This is a genomic window from Glycocaulis sp. (genome assembly GCF_051859565.1).
In the GTDB taxonomy this organism is placed as follows: Bacteria; Pseudomonadota; Alphaproteobacteria; order Caulobacterales; family Maricaulaceae; genus Glycocaulis.
The window spans coordinates 345,223-362,407 of the sequence record NZ_JBHYFK010000001.1; the positions used below are offsets into that span (position 1 = coordinate 345,223).

Consider the following 17,185-nt stretch of genomic DNA (forward strand, 5'->3'; position numbering starts at 1 on the left):
CAAGAGAAAATGGGTGGCCCGGACAAGCCGGGCCATGACACCTCAAGAGCTTCTCAACGCCGCGAACCAAGGCTCCATGCGGGAAATCGCCTCCTTCACCTCCGGCGTCGATACCGCGAAGCTGAACCGCATAAAGCGGTGGCCATTGACCGGATCGAAATCGAGCCCAGGCGCGGTGGCCACAAAGGTGTCGCGCAGGAGGCGCTCGCAGAAGGCCAGCGAATTATCGGTCAGATGGCTGATATCGGCCCAGATGTAGAAGGCCCCGTCCGGCGGCGCGATTGAGCTCAGCCCCATGCGCGGCAGGGCCTCCAGCAGAGCGGCCCGGTTAGCGCGGTAGGTCTCCACATGGGCTTCCAGCTCCTCGCGGCAGTCCATCGCGGCGAGCGCCGCGTGCTGGCTTAAGGAAGGCGGGGAGAGGAAGAGATTGCCGCGATAGGCGCGCACCGTGTCGGCCTTGTCCGCAGGCGCGATCACCCAGCCCAGCCGCCAGCCCACCATGGAATAGTATTTGGAGAAGCTGTTGACGATGAAAGCCTCATCATCGAACTCCAGAACGCTGGGCGTCGGCTTGCCGTAAGCGATGCCGTGATAGATCTCGTCGGAGATGATCCGTATGCCGCGCGCCTTGCAGACTTCAGCGATGGCGGCGAGTTCTTCCGGTGGCAGGATGGTGCCGGTAGGATTGGCCGGGCTGGCGATGAGAATGCCCGCAGGCGCCGGGTCCATCTCCGCAATCATCTGCGCACTGAGCTGGTAGCGCGTCTCCGGCCCGCAATCGATCTCGACCGGCTCCAGATGGATGGCGCGCGAGGTGTTGCGATAGGCAACATAGCCGGGGCGCGCCATGGCTATCCGGTCTCCGGCTTCAAACCCCGCCAGCATGGATAGCAGCAGCGCAGGCGAGGCGCCTGCGGTGAGGATCACCCGCTCCGGCGCGACTTCGAGACCATAGGCCTCATGATACTGCGCGGCGATGCGGGCACGTAGCGGCGCGCTTTCCCAATAGCTCATCGCATCACTGTCGAGCACGCGGTGCGCGGCCTCTATCGCGGCTTTGGGCGCGCCGGTGGAGGGCTGGCCAAACTCCATATGGATGACGGGTTTGCCTTCGGCTTTCAGCCGGTGGGCAAGCTCTGAAATGGCGATGGCCTTGAAGGGTTCGATGCGTGTCGTCATGCGGCCTGTCTAGCCGCCAAACAGCCCCCGCAAAAGCCCCGATGCACGGCGCACCGGATCGCGCCGGATGGAGCGCTCCTCCTCACCAACATAGTGGAAGATGCCGCCCAGCGCGCGCTCCACGGCAAAGTCGGTCAACTGACCGCGCAAACTAGCCGCCGGGCTGTTCCCGCCGCCGCGCCCAAACAGCCCGCCAAGGCCTGAGCGCTGGGTCACAAGGCTCGACGCGCCATCGAGCGCGGAATACGCGCCGGATGCGGTGAGCGTTTCCTCCATGGGTGGGCGTAAGAGACGCGTCAGCGGCGTTTCAGTGCGGCCTCTCAAGTACTGCGTGGCGGCCGTATCCGGCCCACGCAAGATCGAGGCGGCATCCTGGATCGTCAGGGAGCGAATGGCATCCACAACAAGGCGGCGGGCAGGCGGCATGGCCTGTTCCGCCGCGCGGTTCATCCGCATCTCCACATCATCGAGCGGTCCGGCGAGACCCAGCGGTTGCAGGCGCTGCTGCGCGCTGCGCATCGTGCCGGGCAGGGGTATGCGCACCACCGGATCGCCAAAGAAGCCGTCACGCCGGCCAAGCCGCGTGGTCGCCGCTTCGGTGGCGGTGGTGAGAAGCTGGCGGATGGCCGCGCCGCCATCGGCTTGCGCAAAGCCCGCAGGCGTGATTGCGAAGGCCAGCCCCGTGGCCAGAAATGTGCGGCGGTCCATTGGTATAGCTCCTCAGCCCTTGATGCGTGCAAGAGTGACTATACGCCGATGAACGGGGGCTGACAGAAAAACCGGAGCCTATTTATTCCGCCGCGATTTTGTCGGCACCCGCCGCGCCTGCATCACGGTGGCGCAGCGCCCGGCCCAGCTTCGTCGTGCCATGATCCTTGGTAAAGCCGTTCTTGGTCCACACCAGCCCGCCACCGACCAGCACGTGGGTTACCACACCGTCAGAACGGTTCACCAGCTGCTCGTGGTCGAACACGTCGCGATGGATGAATTGCAGCCCGGCATCGGAATCGTAGGTCTTGAGGGCCTCAGGGTCGATGATCGCGATATCGGCGACATCGCCGGTTTCGATCCGCCCCGCCTCGATGCCGATGAAGTCTGCCGGATCACGCGTCAGGCGTTTGACCTGCGCGGCGACGCGCTCCATGCCGTCGGCCTGCGCCAGCTGCAGGCAACGCAAATTGCCGTCATAGAAGGCCATATTGGTCAGGTGCGCACCGGAATCGTTGAAGCCGGGGAATATCTGCGGATCAACCAGCAGCTTCTTCACCACCTCCATGTCCCGGTTGGCAGAGATCGTCCACCAGCGCAGATCGGTGTCGTAAAGCTGGAACAGGCCAAGCACGAAGTAGGGCTCGCCGACATCCGGCGTGGTCGCCATCAGCGGCAGGGCATCAAACGCCGCGCGCTCCTCCTCGGAGCGGATGACGTCCGGCATGCCAAAGCTAACCTGATAGCGCCGGAACACATCCTCGAAGGTTTCGCCCACCCAGTCGGCCGGGCAGCCTGAATGGAAGACCATCTGCGCCATGTCGCGGTCGAACGCCATCTGCTCGGCGCGCATCTTGCGCTTGAAACCAGCCAGCCCGCCCTGCTTGCCGTGCATCCACATGGCGGCAAAGCGCGCCTGATAGTCCGGGTCAGCAAGAATGCGCTGGCGCGCCTCGCGGTCTTCAAGATCAGGCTCGTTAAGCGCGCGCAGTTCGGGGATTTCCTCGGCCAGCGGATTGACCGGCCCGTCCCAGTAGAGCCGGAAGGGGGCGGCGAGAGCCTGAAAGCGGAAATGCCCCTTGAAGAGGCTGGAGTTGAGAAGCCGGGTGAGGATTTTCGCAAGCTTTACCAGGTTGCGGTTTGCGGCGACGTCCATCGCGGCGACGGCGGTGACTTTCAGTGGTTTGCCGTGCGCGCGTCCGCTGGTCAGCAGGAAGTTGCGGAACACTTCGGCCGGATTGTCCTTTGGCGGGGTCGCCTGCCACAGCCTGTCCCAGCGGCGCAGGATCGCCGTCAGGCGCTTCAATTCGGAGTAGCTGCCGAACTGGGAGGGGATTTTGGTCTTGCGGTGCGGGTCTTCGGCGAGGAAGTGGAAGGGCAGGGCGTCGGTGGAGAAGCCGACATAGCCCTCGCCCATAGCGGTCTCCAAAAGGCTCTCCATCTTCTGCAGCTCGTCTTCGCGCGGATCACGCGTGACGCTTTCCCTGAGCCCCATCACCTCGGCGCGCAGCATGGAGTGCGGCACCATCGGGATGACATTGATGCCGAGTTTCAGCGTATCGAGATGGTCCAGATACTCAGCCGTCGTCGTCCAGGTCGCGAGGTCGGCAGCTTTTTTCAGCACGTGCTTTGGCATGTTCTCCACGCGCGCAAAGCAATCGACGATCGGGTCCTCGCCATTGCGGCGCTGATGGCCAAAGCAGATGCCCAGCGAGCAGTTGGACATGAGCACGGTGGTGGTGCCGTGACGCACCGCTTCGGGCAGGCCCGGATCAAGCTCAACCTCAAGGTCGAAATGGGTGTGGATGTCGAGCAGCCCCGGCATCACCCACTTTCCATCCGCCTCGATGACGTCTGTCGCCATGGCCGGATCAAGCCCTGTCCCGCGCGCGGCGATCCGGCCATCCTTAATGGCGACATCGCCGGTCACCGGCATGGCGCCGGTCCCGTCAATGACGAGGCCGCCCCGGATCAGTGTGTCCCATTCGCGTCTGGCGGCCATCAGGGCCTCCCTTGTTTTGTTGCTCTAAAGAGTTTGCGGCATGCCGTGGAAATCCAGAAAGGCGGCCAGCACCGCGTCCGGCGCCTCCACCTGCGGGTAGTGGCCGATGCCCTCAAGGATCACCGTGTCGGGGTCCGGCACCAGCTCGCGATAGCGCGCGACCATGTGTGCGCCTGATACCGGATCAGCCCCGCCATCGATGACCCGCAAGCGGATTTGCGCCTCCTGCAGTGCGCCTACCCAGCGCTCGCGGTTCTCGCGCCGCTCGGCGATATAGCGGATCAGCTTGTGGCCAATGGCCGGCATGCCACCATTGGCGGTCACCAGCGTCCAGAAGTCCTTGAGCGCCGCATTATCGGGCTGGGTGTCGGGTCCGAACACTTCGGAGAAGCCCTTGCGGAAACGCTTCTCCGTCATCAGGCGCGAGACCAGAAAGCCGATCGGCGAATGCAGGAGCTTCTGGTTGAAGGTCGCGTGGTGGGTCTCCGGGAAGAGGCCGCCATTCAGGAACACGACCGATTGCAGCTTGGGCGTCCCGCCTTCGCTTTTGTTATGCCGGGCGAGCAATTCCTGCGCGACCGTATCGCCATAATCATGCGCCAGTACGTGGCATTCGGCGATCCCTAGCGCCGCGCACAGGCCCGCATGCAGGTCGGCCTGATCACGGATGGAATAGTCATAGGACGGGGGCTTCGCCGAGAAGCCGAACCCGATCATGTCCGGCGCGAGCAGGCGGAAACGGGCGCTTAGCGGCTCCCACATATCCACCCAGTCCCAGCTGGCGGTGGGAAAGCCGTGAACGAGCATCAGGACCGGCTTTGACGCGTCGGACCAGTCGCCGCCCTGCCAGAACGCGATTTCGTGCCCGCGCCACTCATGGCGCTGGGCGGTCTTGCGCCAGTCTTCCAGGCTCGGCCTTGCGGCCATGCGGTCTCCTCCCGTCATGCTTTTCGCTTCAGACTATTGTTCACTGACACATCACTCAACAGGTTTTGCCGTATTGCGGTGCGCGCCCGTATTGGGAATGGTGGGCGAACCTGTCTGGAGGTCTTGCGCGTGCGCCCCGATGTGGATGTCATCATTATCGGTGCAGGGCTTGCCGGCCTTATGCTGGCAGAGCGTCTGGCCGTTTCGGGCCGCCGCCGCATGCGGGTCGAGGTGCTGGAGCAGGCCGCCGCAATCAATTTATCAGGTCGCAGCTGGAGCTGGTATGAGGCGGGAAAGCCAAGGACCGCCTTCGCCGCCAGCTGGCCAGCCTGGCAGGTGGGCGGAGGCAATCTCACGGCCGGGCGCCGGTTTGCAGACGGCCGCTACGGCCTCATGCGCAGCGAGACGGTGGTTCAACGGGCGGTGGATACGATTCAAGCCAGCCAGGATGTTGAGCTGCGCACCGGAGTCACCGTGAACGCGATGTACAGGGCATCCGGTTTCGTCCGGCTGGAAACCTCTGATGGCACGTTGACCGCCCTGCGGGTGATCGACACCCGGCCCGCCGGAGCAGAGCTGATGGACGCCGCGCGCTGGGTGCGCACAGGCGTGCGCGCTGAAGTCCGTGCCGGCTCTGCTTGCTTTGCGCCTGACACGGCTATTCTGGTGCATCGCCTGCGCCAGGAGGGCCGCGCCCTGGCTTTTGAGACCATTCTGCCTCTGGCCCCTGATCAGGCGGTCGTGGAGGCCGTTCGCATAGCGCCTTCAGGTGATGAGCGCCGCCCCGAGTTCGACGGCGCGCTAGAGCGTATTACCGGGGGCGGTGCTGCTGATACCGGTGTGCGCACGCGCAGCGCCAGCCCTCTGGGGCTGTCTGACCATTGGCCGCTAATGGCTGGCCCGGCCCACCTCTCTGCCAGCCGCGGGGCGGGCCTTGCCCTTGTCGGCGCGCCGGGACGCGATGCGCACCGGGCACTTGCCTGGGTTGAACCGGCCTTTGGCGCGCTTGTCGATGGCCGCCAGCCGCCCGGCCTTCATGTGCAGCCTGTGCTGGCCTGGCTGGCTGGCCACGCCGTCATTAACCGCCTGATGTCCCGCCCCGCCCGGCTTGTCACGATGGCCGAGAGGACGGCTGGAGACGGCCTTGTGAGGTCACTGGGCGGGGCCGGCACGGTTCGCGGCGCGTTGAATCTACTCTGGGCCAGCCGCTAGGCGCTGGCGAACGGGAAGGACGTCACCGCGCCATCGGATGCCGATGATACCAGCGCCGCATACTTGGCATAGGCACCGGACGGGTAGCGTGGTGCGGGCGGCGTAAAGCCTTCCGCCGCGCGCGCTTCCAGATCGGCGTCCACGTCAATTCGCTGGGCTTCCACTTCGATGCGTATGCGGTCACCGTCGCGCAGGAAGGCAATCGGACCGCCATGGGCCGCTTCGGGCGCGACATGGCCGACCATGAAGCCGTAAGTGGCCCCGGAAAAGCGTCCATCCGTGATCAGGGCAACATCATCGCCAAGCCCTGCACCCTGCAGGGCAGCCGTGACGGCCAGCATTTCGCGCATGCCGGGCCCGCCGGCGGGCCCTTCATAGCGGATCACCACCACATCGCCTTTTGCGATGTGCCCGGACTGAACGGCGGCAAAGCAGGCATCCTCGCTGTCGAACACGCGCGCCGGACCCTCAAATGCCAGACGGTCATGGCCTGCCAGCTTGGCAACGCAGCCCTTCGGGGCCAGATCGCCGTATAATATTCCGAACCCGCCGCGCGCCTTGAGAGGTTTGTCCGCTGTAAGGATGACGTCCTGGCCTTCGGCCTCTTGCGCGTGGGCGGCAAGCCCGAACAGGCTATCGCCGGTAATGGTGGGCGCGTCGGTGATCTTGCCCGCTTCCATCAGCCTTCGGGCGAGGAGGGCGGTGCCGCCCGCCCTTGTCATGTCCGGTGCCATATAGCGTCCGCCGGGCTTCAGATCGGCGATGACGGGGGTCTGGCGCGAGATCGCGTCAAAATCATCAATGCCAAAGGCCTCAGGTCCCAGACCGGCCTCGCGCGCTATCGCCACAAGGTGCAGGACGGCATTGGTCGACCCGGCAGTGGCGCTGACGGCGGCGGCGGCGTTCTTGAGTGATTGAGGGGTAACATACTGTCTGGCATTACGCCCCTCACGGAAGGCTTCGACGACCAGCTCCCCGGCGCGCCGGGCGGCATCGGGCTTTCTGGGATCCGTTGCCGGAATATCATTGAGCCCCATCGGAGAAAGGCCCAGAACGGTCAGGGCCAGTGCCATCGTATTGGCGGTGAACTGCCCGCCGCACGCGCCTGCGCCGGGGCAGGCTTGCCGCTCTACCTCGCCAAGTTCGTCCTCGCTGATCTTGCCAGCAGCGCACGCGCCGACCGCCTCGAACACGTCCTGGATAGTGACTGCCTTGCCGTGCAGCTTCCCCGGCATGATCGATCCGCCATAGAGCACGACACTCGGCAGATCGAGACGTGCTGCGGCCATGGCAGCGGCCGGGATAGTCTTGTCGCATCCGGCCAGGAACAGGACCGCATCGAGGCAATGTCCCCGTACGGCCAGTTCGGCTGAATCGGCCACACATTCCCGGCTCATCAGGCTGGCGCGCATGCCCTCAGTACCCATCGCGATGCCGTCAGTGACCACGATGGTGTTGAAATCCACCGGCGTGCCACCGGCTGCGATGATGCCCTCGCGCGCGTAGTCAGCCAGCCGGTTCAGATGCATGTTGCAAGGAGTGACGCTGGTCCAGGTATTCACAATGGCGATCATGGGTTTCGCCATCGCCGCATCGTCATAGCCCGCAGCCCGTAACATGGCCCGTGCCGGCGCGCGGCTAGGCCCTTCGACAAGTGTTCGCGACGGTGAAGAGGGGCGCCTCGCCATTATACGTGTCCTGCTGCTGCTTGCGTGTACGGAAAGGCCGCGGCCAGCGCGTTGGCCAGTGCGCCGGAATTCGCTGCCAGCTCATCAACTCTCGACGGGCGGTCGATCACGGCTTTCAGCGGCGTGCTGGGCTCGATAGCCTGTCCGATTAGAGGTTCGACGATATCGGCAAACTTGTAAGGGTGAGCGGTTGCCGCCGCGATCCAGACGCGCTGTTCACGCGCGGCTTCAGGCAGGCGGTGCCAGGCCTCTGCCGCGATGGCGGAGTGCGGGCACCATATATAGCCTGTCCGCTCAAAATCGTTCCGGATCCGGGCGCGGATGGCGTCGTCATCGACAAGTTCAACGCTGATAGCGCGCTGGTCTGATGCCAGATGATCGAGCCGCTCGAAATTGCTGGGCGTGCCGATGTCCATCGCGTTCGCCAGCGTCGCGACCGAAGGACGCGGCCGGTATACGCCGGTCTGGTTCCATTCGTGCAAGGTGGCATTGGCATTGGTCGCGATGACCACCGGGCCGATGGGCAGGCCCATGGACCGCGCATATAGCGCCGCCAGTCCGTGCCCGAGATTGCCGCTGGGGATAATCAGTCCCGGGACAGTGCCGCTGGCGCGCCATGCTTTTAGCGCCGCGTCTGCCAGATAGACCATTTGTGGTAATAGCCGCACGATATTGATGGAGTTGGCTGATGTCAGCCGGAACCGGCGCACCAGCGTTTCGTCGGCAAACGCCTGCTTTACAAGGGCCTGGCAGGCGTCGAAATCGCCGCTGACGCGGTAGGCGCGTACCGGATCATTCCAGCAGGTCAGCTGGTGTTCCTGGAACCGGGACACCCGTCCTTCCGGGTACAGCACCGCCAGCCGCACACCCTTGCGGCCCTCTGCTGCCTGGGCTGCTGCGCCGCCAGTATCCCCGGAAGTGGCCACCAGAACCGTAAACGGATCATCTTCAGCGCCCAGATGATCCAGAGCACCCATCAGGAAGCGTGTGCCGAAATCCTTGAACGCGCCGGTAGGCCCGTGAAACAGCTCCAGCGCCCGCAGGCCGGGTCTCGCCGGGTCGGGAATCGTGAGGGGGACGGGAAAGTCAAAAGCGCCCGCGCACAGGGACGGCAAATGAGCTTCCAGTGCGTCGTCCTCGAAGAAAGGGCCGAGAAGCCTCTCCGCAAGGCCTGCCAGTGACAGGTCCGGACCCAGATCCTCAAGGGTCATCCGCGGCAGCGATTGCGGGATGAACAGCCCGCCTCCCGGCGCACTGCCCTGGCATATCGCCTCGCTCAGCCGGGCAGGCTGGCTGCCGCGCGTTGAGACGTATTTCACCCCACCGCCTCCGATACCGGCTCGAGCCTAGCGCCGCGCGAGTTTATCGCGGCGTGATAGGTGCGCGCCGACTGGCCTGCGGCGGCGAAAGCCGCGCGCATGGCCTCTTCAACACGGTCACGGTCGCCCTCCTGGCACCAGGCAAACATGGACGGTCCCGACCCGGAGAATGAACAGCCAAGCGCACCGGCCTGCAAGGCGGCAGCTTTCACGGCCGGGAGGGCGGGCAGCAGATAGCGGCGCTGGGGCTCGACCAGCACATCATCCAGTCCGGCACGGATCAGATCATTATCGTCTGCTGCGCAGCCCGCGACAAAGGCAGCCAGCCTGCGCGAATGTTCGACAACCGTCTCCATGGCCACGGACGGACGCAGTATCCCGCGCGCGGCGCGTGTCTCGATTTCGGCATCCGGGTGGGCAACGATGGAGACAAGGCCCGATGGCGCCGGTATGCGCCGCACCTGAGAGGCGTCCAGCCTGGCGGCAATAACCAGCCCGCCCAGAAGGCTTGCCATGACATTGTCCCAGGGCGGCGGATCAGACGATACGCGCTCGCCCTCAAGGCCGAAGGGCAAAAGCTCTGCATGAGGATAGGGCTTGTCGAGCAGGGCGTTGACGGCAACAGCGGCCGCAACCGCCGAGGCAGCAGACCCGCCCATGCCGGCGCTGAGCGGGACGCCTTTGTCTATGTCCAGCCTTACGCCGAAATCAGCTCCGGCATCATCCAGAAGGGCTTTGGCCGCCGCCAGCGCGGTATTGCGCTCGGGGGAATCGGGCAGGCTCTTCAGCCGGCCGGACACCTTGCCAAGCCGCACGCCGGGCTCGGCCTCGCGCCGCGCCGTGACCACGTCCTGAAGGGCGTCGAAGGCCTGGCCCAGAATATCAAACCCCGGCCCGACATTGCCGATACTGGCCGGCGCACTCGCTCTTGCGATGTCTGTCATCGCGCGCATCCTTTCCTTGCCGCCCATCGGTCAGGCCCTCAGCAGTGCAGGCGCTCTGGACGGTGCCGATGAGGCGGGTTCCGCGCGATCAGGCTCCGACAGTCCGCGATGAATGTCCATGATGTCTGCAAACACCGCTGCAGCGGTCGGCCAGCGTCCGGCGCCCTTGCCAAACAGGGTGATTTCGCCGCCATCTGCGCGGACAAGGATGAATCGGTTCTCCTCGTTGCGGGCGCCCGCCAGCGGGTGCGCCACGGGTACCGCGCGCACTCGAACTTCCGCCTTCACCTCTCCGTTATCAGATAGCTCGCAAACGCCGATCTGCTTGAAAGCCATGCCCTCGTCACGGGCAGACTTCACGGCTGAAGGGTCAATGTCGGCCAGCGAGTCCTTGGGTATGCCGGCGGGATCAAACGCCTTGCCGAAAGCGGCCCGGATAAGCAGGGACAGCTTGTCGGCAGCGTCATGACCTTCAACATCGGCTGCCGGATCGGCTTCAGCAAACCCCAGGCGCTGCGCTTCTTTCACCGCACGGTCGAACGCGTCGCCTGCCGCAAGCCGGTCAAGGAGGAAATTGGCCGTTCCGTTCATCACGCCTTCAATCCGCGCAGCTCCGCCAGTGGCGGCCAGCCGGTCCAGTGTTTCCAGAATGGGTGTGCCGCCACCGACAGCGGCGCTGAAGGAGAGCCGGGCTCCACCGTCACGCGCGGCGGCGTGCAGACGGTCATAATGGCGGGCAAGGGCCGCCTTGTTCGCGGTGACGATATGGGCGCCGCGGTGCAGGGCGTCGGCCATGATGTCCGCAGGCAGATCGGCGCCGCCCAGAAGCTCCACCACCAGATCCGGCTCGCCCGAGAGTGCGGCATCAAGGGTATCAGTGAAGCGTACCGGGCCATTGCCTGGCCGCGATGCCGTATTGCGGACGAGTACGGGATTGATCTCAAATAGATCTGGCCGCGAACGCAGATGGGCCAGCACGCCTGCGCCAACAGCGCCGCAACCCAGCAGAGAAACGCGTAAACGCCGCGCTGGCCTCGCTGCCGCCTTGCGGACCGGCGCGTTGCAGATGCGCGTGGCGTCGCCGGAGCCCATGGCGGCGATTTCGACGACCAGCCCGGCGGCCTTGGCAGCGGCAATCGCCTTGGGCTGGATGAGGCCCGCGCTGACGTGTGCTGCGGCGTCATAGTCCAGCTCGGCGTAGCGGTCAGCGGCCGGATTCTCCGCTGGGTCTTCGGCGTAGACGCCGTCCACGTCCTTGATCAGGCGGACGCGCGCCGCCCCGCACTGCGCCGCAAAGAAGACCGCCGTCAGATCGGTGCCGCCACGTCCGAGCGTGACCGCGCCGAAACGGGCATGCATGGCGGTGAACCCCGGTACGGCCAGCACTTCATGATTGCAAAGCGCGTCTGCCACCGCCCCTTTGTCCAGACCACACAGATTGGCGTCCATCGGATCGCCTTCGGCTTCCAGTCCGATTTCATGCGGGTCCAGAACGCTCGTGCGAACGCCGATCCGTCCCAGGGCCAGCCCCATCAGGGCGGCGGAGCGCAGCTCGCCCACCCTGGCAAGCCGTGCCATCGTGGCGGCGTGGGGCGTCGCCCCGCTGCCGCCAACCAGCTCGCCTTGTGCCAGCAGCGCATCGGTTTCTCCGGCGAGCGCCGAGACCACGGCGATAACCTTCTCGCCGCGCCGCACATGGCGGAAAACTTCCTGGGCTGCCGCGTCGTAATCGGCTTCCGATGCAAGCACGGAACTGCCGAACTTGAGCACGCAAAGAGGCGCTGCGCCGGCTTTCATCAATTGGGGTTTCATGGCGGTGTCCTGTCTGGTGCTGAAAGTCTGGCCGGGTGGTTCAAGGCATGAAAAAACCCGCTCGCCGGGTGGGGAGCGGGTCGGTTTGGTGTGGTGAGGTTTATCTGCCTCGTCAGACCATATCCGCTCCGCCCCCGGTACCGCCGGTGGTGGTGATGATGGTCGTGGTAATGGTGATCTGGAGCGCAGGCACAGCGCGGCCGGCTCGGGCTTCAGCCCGGACAGTGGCATTGCTGATGAAGGCGGTAAGCGCCGACATTGACCTGCTTCCTCATCTGACCGGCAAACGCATTGCTGCGGCTGCTAAGACCCGGTCAGCTTCGGTGCAAATTGTACGCGGCGTCAAACAAAATTTTCCAGAAATCTTCTAAATGCAGGCAGAACTGGGCTTCGACCAGCACATAAATAGCTGAAAAAACACAAGAAAAATAAAAATCACAACGACCGTCAAATTTCCTCTTGCGCTTTTGCTGCGCTTGGCTCACGGTTTTTGCAGATGCGAGACATATCGGTTTCGCACCACAAAAATGCAGCCGTCACGGCTGATGAAGGAACCAGAAGTATGAGCCGCCGCGCCATTGCCATGGCTGCCCGCGCAGAGCGCGAGACCCGGACACGGATGATTGCCGTGACCGGGCTCATTACGCTTGTACTTGTGATCGTACTTACCATTCCCATACCGGGAGCGGTTGTCCCTGCCTGACGGTCCAGACAAGACCTGAAATGCAAGAACCCCCGCTCCCACCCGGAAGCGGGGGTTTTCTTTTGCGCCAAACGCACGCCAAGGAGACCTCGAGAATGCAAGCCCGGATTTACACAGACAATGACGCCGATCCATCCGCGATAAAGCCGGGGCCGGTGGCCATTATCGGCTACGGCAGTCAGGGCCGCGCCCATGCGCGCAACTTGCGCGACAGTGGCCATGAGGTGATCGTTGGCGCGCGCGCTGGTGGCCGGGCCGAGGCTACAGCCAGGGGCGACGGTTTCACTGTGATGAGCGCAGGCGACGCCGCAACGGCCGCCTCGCTGATCGCGCTTCTGACCCCCGATATGTCTCACGCCGCAGTCTACACGCATGATATTGCGCCGAATATGAGCGCAGGCGACGCCCTGCTGGTGGCGCACGGCTTCTCCATCCACTACGGCCAGATCCAGCCCGCCAAGGATGTCGATGTCATCCTCGTTGCTCCCAAAGGGCCGGGCGATCTGGTGCGCCGCGAGTATGAGCGCGGGGCTGGCGTGCCCAGCCTGTTTGCCGTCTGGCAGGATGCGTCCGGCAAGGCGCGTGACAAGGCGCTGGCCTATTGCGCAGGCAATGGCGGCACGGCGGGCGGCGCCATCGAGACAACATTTGCCGAGGAAACCGAGACCGATCTCTTCGGAGAGCAGGCGGTTTTGTGCGGCGGAGCCAGCGAGCTGGTCATTGCTGGCTATGAGACGCTGGTGGAAGCCGGATACCAGCCTGAAGTGGCCTATTTCGAATGCCTGCACGAGCTGAAGCTGATCGTCGACCTCATGTATGAGGGTGGCCTCGCCAAGATGCATTCTTTCATTTCCGAGACCGCCAAGTATGGCGACCTGGTTTCCGGTCCGCGCGTTATCAATGCCGAGACCAGAGCGCGCATGCGCGAGGTGCTGCGTGACATCCAGACAGGCAGCTTTGCCCGCGACTGGGTGCTGGAAAATCAGGCGGGCAAGCCGCGCTACGCAGCTCTCCTGCGCGAGGATCTCGACCAGCCGATCGAGCACACCGGCGAGCGCCTGCGCGCGCGTATGGGCTGGCTGCAGCCCGGCGCCAATGCCGGTCAGGCGTAGAAAGCAGGAAACCGGATCATGACGCCCGCATCGCCCCCCAAACTGGATACAAGGCCGGACACGCGTTCGGGTGCCCAGCTCGTCATTGACGCGCTGGAGCATCACGGCGTGAGCCATGTCTTTGGCTATCCGGGCGGCGCGATCATGCCGGTCTATGACGCGCTGACGGCCTCCAGCCTGAAGCATATTCTGGTACGTCACGAACAGGCCGCGGCGCTCGCCGCCGATGCCTGGGCGCGGGTGACGGGCAGGCCGGGCGTCTGTCTGGCGACCTCCGGCCCCGGCGCCACCAATCTCGTCACCGGGCTGGCCAATGCCTTCATGGACTGTGTGCCCATGGTGGCCATCACGGGTCAGGTGGCGACACCTTTGATGGGAACCGACGCCTTTCAGGAAATCGACACGTTCGGCATCACCCTGCCGGTCGTAAAGCATTCCTGGCTGGTGCGCGATGCGGCCGATATCCCTGACATATTTGCCGAGGCTTTCCGCTTTGCCAGTTCATGCAGGCCTGGCCCGGTTCTGATTGATCTTCCCAAGAACGTAACGCAGGCAAACGGCATTTCCCCCCGTTCGTTGGCCTGCCGGACGGCGGCGCGGGCCGTGTTTCCCCTCGATGCGAAAGCGTTGGCCGCTGCCGACCGTCTTATCGCTTCGGCCCGTCGCCCCGTCCTCTATTTTGGCGGCGGTATCGCGCTGGGCGGGGCCGAGGACGCGCTGCGTACCTTCTTCCAGCGCTCACGCATTCCTGCCGTGGCCACGCTGAAGGGCCTTGGGGCATTGCCGACCGACTGGCCGGGCTTTCTCGGCATGCTGGGCATGCATGGTACGCGCGCCGCCAACATGGCGGTGCATGACAGCGATCTGCTGATCTGCGTCGGTGCGCGCTTTGACGACCGGGCAACGGGCCGGCTGGACACGTTCGCGGCCAATGCCCGAGTCATTCATATCGATGGCGATGCGGCGGAAATTTCCAAGCTGCGCCACGCCGATGTGGCGCTGGCGGGCGATGTTGCCGCCATATTGTCGGCCCTCTCCGGCCAGACGGGCGGGATTGATGGCTGGCGGCGCACCTGCGAGGAGAACGCCGGGCGCTGGGCCTTCCGCTATGACGCGCCGGGTTCGGGTGTTTATGCGCCAGCCTTGCTCAAACAGATTTCCGAGGCCGCCGGGGACAAGTTCATCGCCACCTGCGATGTCGGCCAGCACCAGATGTGGGTGGCCCAGCATTGCCGCTTCTCGCGCCCGCAGGCCCATCTGACCAGTGCCGGGCTCGGCACGATGGGCTATGGCCTGCCCGCCGGCATTGGCGCGGCGCTGGCCGAGCCGGATGCGACGGTTGTCACCATCAGCGGTGACGGCTCCATCATGATGAATATTCAGGAGCTGGCGACCCTGCGCCGCTATCGCATCCCGCTGAAAATCGTCCTTATCGACAACGCCCAGCTCGGCATGGTCCGCCAGTGGCAGGAGCTGTTCTACGAGGAGAATTTCTCCGAGGTCGATCTCTGGGATAATCCCGACTTTGCCGAGCTCGCCCGAGCCTTCGGCATCGAGGCGTTCACGCTGGACCGCCGGGCCGATGTGCCGGGCGCCGTGGAGCGTCTTCTGTCCACGCGCGGGCCGGTCCTGTGCCATGTGCGCATCGACCCGCGTGAGAATGTCTGGCCGCTTGTGCCGCCGGGCAAAGCCAATTCCGACATGATGGAGGCCTGAGCCATGACCACACAGATCGATATCGATTTCCTGCCCGCCGAAGGGGCCGTGGTGCGTCTTATTGGCCTTGTGGAGCGCCGGGGCTATGAGCTGGATTCAGTAAACTATGCGCCCGCCAGCACAACGCACAGGCTGACCATGACAGTGCGGCCGCGCCCGGGCCCGCGCCGGATTGAAACCCTGAAAGCGCAAATCGCACGCATGTATGGTGTGACCTCTGTCAGTGAGCGGATGGATTCGCCCAGACTGGAAGCTGCGTCATGACCCGGCAGATCACCATATTTGATACGACCTTGCGCGATGGCGAGCAGGCGCCCGGCTTTTCGATGAACGAGGCGGGCAAGCTGTCTATGGCCAGAGCGCTGGCCGCTCTGAATGTCGATGTCATCGAGGCTGGCTTTGCAGCCGCCTCGCCCGGTGACGCAAGGGCCATTGCCCGCATCGCTGCCGAGATTGAAGGCCCGCGCATCTGCTCGCTGGCACGGGCGTCGAAAGCCGATATCGATGCGGCGGCAGAGGCCCTGAAGGCCGCGCCGAAAAAGCGCATCCATGTCTTCCTCGGCACCAGCCCGATCCACCGCGAATTCAAGCTGAAAATGACCCCGGCGGAAATACTCTCTGCCATTGCCGACATGGTCGCTCATGCCCGCACCTATTGCGATGATGTGGAGTTTTCCGCCGAGGACGCGATCCGGACGGAGCCGGGATTCCTCGTTGAGGCCCTGTCTACCGCTGCTGCTGCAGGGGCCAGCACGCTCAATGTACCCGACACGGTCGGCTATGCGACGCCAGACGAGATCTATGAGCTCTTCCGTATGCTGGGCAAGAAAGTCAGCCGCGATGACGATGTGATTTTCTCGGCTCATTGCCACAATGATCTGGGCCTGGCGGTTGCCAACTCTCTGGCGGCGATCCGCGGAGGAGCGCGTCAGGTGGAGTGCACCGTCAACGGTATTGGCGAACGGGCCGGTAATGCCGCGCTGGAAGATATTGTCATGGCGATCCGTACACGGCGCGATGCTACGGGCGTCGCTACGGGCATTGAAACGCGTGAGATCATGACTGCCAGCCGTACCCTGTCGCGCATCACTTCCACCCTGCCGCCGCGCAACAAGGCGATTGTGGGGGCCAACGCTTTCGCCCATGAGGCTGGCATTCACCAGCACGGCATGCTGATGAACCGTGAAACGTATGAGATCATGAAGCCGGAAGATGTCGGCTGGCCATCCAGCTCGCTGGTACTGGGCAAGCATTCGGGCAAGCACGCGCTGGCGGCCCGCGCCGCCGAGCTGGGCTTCAAGCTGGATGACGAGGCCTTCGCGCGCGCCTTTGCCGAGTTCAAGCGTGTCGCTGACGAGATCGGTACCGTCGATACCGCGCGCCTCGCCGCTATCCTGTCGCGCAGTGAAGGCGCGTCCGATGACGAGCTGTGGGAGCTGTCGAGGGTCGAGATCCGCGCTCCTCTGGCCTCCAATGCCGAGCCGGTGGCGCGTGTGGAACTCAACCATCCCCGCCGGGGGCGTGTGACAGATGTCGCTGCAGCGCCTGGCGCCATGGACGCGGCGTTTCTGGCCGTCAGCCATATCATCGGTATCGAGGGCAGCGTCGACTCCATCGACATGCGCTACATCGCGGCCGAAGCTGACGAGGCTGGCAAGGCGGGTCAGGCCGCTGACGTGCTGATCGACATGACCGTGTCGAGCTGCGGTGAAAGCTTTACCGGCCGCGCACGCAATCGCGATATCCTGCCGGCCTGTGTTGGCGCGTATATAGACGCGTTGTGCAATGCCAGCGCCGTCGCCCGCCATCGCGCGGACAATGGCTCCGATCATCCAGCGGCCAATGGTGTCGCAGCAGAATAGG

Annotated in this window: 15 protein-coding genes; 6 read left to right on the forward strand and 9 right to left on the reverse strand. The window is 64.5% G+C overall.

The annotated features are described in order from the left end of the window. Positions 1-42: 42 nt before the first annotated feature. The 4 genes from ACTIGC_RS01655 to ACTIGC_RS01670 all read right to left on the reverse strand — a co-directional run bounded on the left by ACTIGC_RS01655 (position 43) and on the right by ACTIGC_RS01670 (position 4,816). Positions 43-1,179 carry a pyridoxal phosphate-dependent aminotransferase gene (locus tag ACTIGC_RS01655; RefSeq protein WP_439632753.1) on the reverse strand — a complete coding sequence of 379 codons (1,137 nt, stop codon included), beginning with the start codon at positions 1,177-1,179 and terminating at the stop codon, positions 43-45. A gap of 9 nt (positions 1,180-1,188) precedes the next feature. Further along, on the reverse strand, positions 1,189-1,887 hold the full coding sequence (locus ACTIGC_RS01660; protein ID WP_439632754.1) for a DUF4197 domain-containing protein: 699 nt from the start codon (positions 1,885-1,887) through the stop codon (positions 1,189-1,191). A gap of 82 nt (positions 1,888-1,969) precedes the next feature. Further along, the gene (locus ACTIGC_RS01665) at positions 1,970-3,889 is read right to left on the reverse strand and encodes an N-acyl-D-amino-acid deacylase family protein (protein WP_439632755.1); all 1,920 of its coding nucleotides are present in this window, start codon (positions 3,887-3,889) and stop codon (positions 1,970-1,972) included. Positions 3,890-3,913: 24 nt separating this feature from the next. Next, entirely contained in the window at positions 3,914-4,816 is a 903-nt protein-coding gene (locus ACTIGC_RS01670; RefSeq protein ID WP_439632756.1) for an alpha/beta fold hydrolase, read from the reverse strand. 78 nt (positions 4,817-4,894) lie between these two features. Between ACTIGC_RS01670 and ACTIGC_RS01675 the strand changes: the two genes are divergently transcribed. Next, complete coding sequence (locus ACTIGC_RS01675) at positions 4,895-6,028, forward strand: lycopene cyclase family protein (RefSeq protein WP_439632757.1); 1,134 nt, start codon at positions 4,895-4,897, stop codon at positions 6,026-6,028. Here ACTIGC_RS01675 and ilvD read toward each other — a convergent pair. The 5 genes from ilvD to ACTIGC_RS01700 form a co-directional block, all read right to left on the reverse strand. Continuing rightward, positions 6,025-7,716 carry a dihydroxy-acid dehydratase gene (gene ilvD / locus ACTIGC_RS01680; protein WP_439632758.1) on the reverse strand — a complete coding sequence of 564 codons (1,692 nt, stop codon included), beginning with the start codon at positions 7,714-7,716 and terminating at the stop codon, positions 6,025-6,027. The two genes, ACTIGC_RS01675 and ilvD, sit on opposite strands and share 4 nt — an antisense overlap. After that, positions 7,716-9,035, reverse strand: a complete 1,320-nt coding sequence (thrC, locus tag ACTIGC_RS01685; RefSeq protein ID WP_439632759.1) for a threonine synthase — start codon at positions 9,033-9,035, stop codon at positions 7,716-7,718. The genes ilvD and thrC overlap by 1 nt, the downstream gene beginning before the upstream one ends. Continuing rightward, on the reverse strand, positions 9,032-9,979 hold the full coding sequence (locus tag ACTIGC_RS01690; RefSeq protein ID WP_439632760.1) for a homoserine kinase: 948 nt from the start codon (positions 9,977-9,979) through the stop codon (positions 9,032-9,034). The genes thrC and ACTIGC_RS01690 overlap by 4 nt, the downstream gene beginning before the upstream one ends. Before the next feature lie 30 nt (positions 9,980-10,009). Next, positions 10,010-11,791: a homoserine dehydrogenase gene (locus ACTIGC_RS01695; protein WP_439632761.1), complete on the reverse strand. Its 1,782-nt coding sequence runs from the start codon at positions 11,789-11,791 to the stop codon at positions 10,010-10,012. A gap of 112 nt (positions 11,792-11,903) precedes the next feature. Further along, the gene (locus ACTIGC_RS01700) at positions 11,904-12,050 is read right to left on the reverse strand and encodes a hypothetical protein (protein WP_439632762.1); all 147 of its coding nucleotides are present in this window, start codon (positions 12,048-12,050) and stop codon (positions 11,904-11,906) included. 303 nt (positions 12,051-12,353) lie between these two features. Here ACTIGC_RS01700 and ACTIGC_RS01705 point away from each other — a divergent pair, with 303 nt between their 5' ends. The 5 genes from ACTIGC_RS01705 to ACTIGC_RS01725 all read left to right on the forward strand — a co-directional run bounded on the left by ACTIGC_RS01705 (position 12,354) and on the right by ACTIGC_RS01725 (position 17,184). Continuing rightward, complete coding sequence (locus ACTIGC_RS01705) at positions 12,354-12,494, forward strand: hypothetical protein (RefSeq protein WP_170175414.1); 141 nt, start codon at positions 12,354-12,356, stop codon at positions 12,492-12,494. A gap of 95 nt (positions 12,495-12,589) precedes the next feature. After that, the gene (gene ilvC / locus ACTIGC_RS01710; protein WP_439632763.1) at positions 12,590-13,606 is read left to right on the forward strand and encodes a ketol-acid reductoisomerase; all 1,017 of its coding nucleotides are present in this window, start codon (positions 12,590-12,592) and stop codon (positions 13,604-13,606) included. 18 nt (positions 13,607-13,624) lie between these two features. After that, on the forward strand, positions 13,625-15,322 hold the full coding sequence (ilvG, locus tag ACTIGC_RS01715; protein WP_439632764.1) for an acetolactate synthase 2 catalytic subunit: 1,698 nt from the start codon (positions 13,625-13,627) through the stop codon (positions 15,320-15,322). Positions 15,323-15,325: 3 nt separating this feature from the next. Further along, entirely contained in the window at positions 15,326-15,586 is a 261-nt protein-coding gene (locus ACTIGC_RS01720) for an ACT domain-containing protein (protein ID WP_439632765.1), read from the forward strand. Further along, positions 15,583-17,184 (forward strand): 2-isopropylmalate synthase, encoded by a 1,602-nt coding sequence (locus ACTIGC_RS01725; RefSeq protein ID WP_439632766.1) that lies wholly within the window; start codon positions 15,583-15,585, stop codon positions 17,182-17,184. Before ACTIGC_RS01720 ends, ACTIGC_RS01725 begins: the two co-directional genes overlap by 4 nt. Position 17,185 lies beyond the last annotated feature (1 nt).

Bases quoted from the DNA above. Each gene is read 5' to 3' on its own strand.
- ACTIGC_RS01725 (WP_439632766.1), top strand. From the start codon at position 15,583: ATGACCCGGCAGATCACCATATTTGATACGACCTTGCGCGATGGCGAG.
- ACTIGC_RS01670 (WP_439632756.1), bottom strand. From the start codon at position 4,816: ATGGCCGCAAGGCCGAGCCTGGAAGACTGGCGCAAGACCGCCCAGCGC.
- ACTIGC_RS01690 (WP_439632760.1), bottom strand. From the start codon at position 9,979: ATGACAGACATCGCAAGAGCGAGTGCGCCGGCCAGTATCGGCAATGTC.
- ACTIGC_RS01700 (WP_439632762.1), bottom strand. From the start codon at position 12,050: ATGTCGGCGCTTACCGCCTTCATCAGCAATGCCACTGTCCGGGCTGAA.
- ACTIGC_RS01660 (WP_439632754.1), bottom strand. From the start codon at position 1,887: ATGGACCGCCGCACATTTCTGGCCACGGGGCTGGCCTTCGCAATCACG.
- ACTIGC_RS01695 (WP_439632761.1), bottom strand. From the start codon at position 11,791: ATGAAACCCCAATTGATGAAAGCCGGCGCAGCGCCTCTTTGCGTGCTC.
- ACTIGC_RS01655 (WP_439632753.1), bottom strand. From the start codon at position 1,179: ATGACGACACGCATCGAACCCTTCAAGGCCATCGCCATTTCAGAGCTT.
- ACTIGC_RS01665 (WP_439632755.1), bottom strand. From the start codon at position 3,889: ATGGCCGCCAGACGCGAATGGGACACACTGATCCGGGGCGGCCTCGTC.
- ilvG (WP_439632764.1), top strand. From the start codon at position 13,625: ATGACGCCCGCATCGCCCCCCAAACTGGATACAAGGCCGGACACGCGT.
- ACTIGC_RS01720 (WP_439632765.1), top strand. From the start codon at position 15,326: ATGACCACACAGATCGATATCGATTTCCTGCCCGCCGAAGGGGCCGTG.
- ACTIGC_RS01705 (WP_170175414.1), top strand. From the start codon at position 12,354: ATGAGCCGCCGCGCCATTGCCATGGCTGCCCGCGCAGAGCGCGAGACC.
- ilvD (WP_439632758.1), bottom strand. From the start codon at position 7,716: ATGGCGAGGCGCCCCTCTTCACCGTCGCGAACACTTGTCGAAGGGCCT.
- ilvC (WP_439632763.1), top strand. From the start codon at position 12,590: ATGCAAGCCCGGATTTACACAGACAATGACGCCGATCCATCCGCGATA.